Here is a 443-nt window from a genome sequence, read left to right on the forward strand (position 1 = left end):
CGCCGTGTCGATGCGGAACGACAGCGGGGAGATCGTCCGCTGGTTCGGCACGAACACCGACATCGAGGAGCGCCGCGTCGCGGAGGAGCGGCAGAGCTTCCTCGCCGAGGCCGGCTGGGTCCTCGGCAGCTCGCTCGACTACGAGCAGACCCTCGCGGGCGTGGCCCGGCTCGCCGTTCCGCGCGTGGCCGACTGGTGCGCGGTCGACATCTTCGTCGACGGCAAGCTCGAACGGCTCGCGCTGGAGCACGTCGACCCGCTGAAAGCGACGCTCGCCCGGGAGCTCGAGGTGCCGCTGCTGCGGGCGCGCCGCTCGGCCGCAGCCGCGGCGATCCATTCCAAGGAGCCCGTGCTCGTGGCCGTCGTCGACGACGACGTGCTCGCGCTGCTGCGGACGAGCGGCGCGGAGGTCTCGACCGACGCCACCGACCTCGGCGAGGCGG

General features: G+C 73.4%; 1 pseudogene. It reads left to right on the forward strand.

The features are described 5' to 3' along the window. Positions 1 to 443, forward strand: a pseudogene (locus I6F37_RS40160) (hypothetical protein); the annotation flags it as partial.

This window comes from Bradyrhizobium sp. NBAIM08, from assembly GCF_020193935.1.
Taxonomy (GTDB): Bacteria; Pseudomonadota; Alphaproteobacteria; order Rhizobiales; family Xanthobacteraceae; genus Bradyrhizobium; species Bradyrhizobium yuanmingense.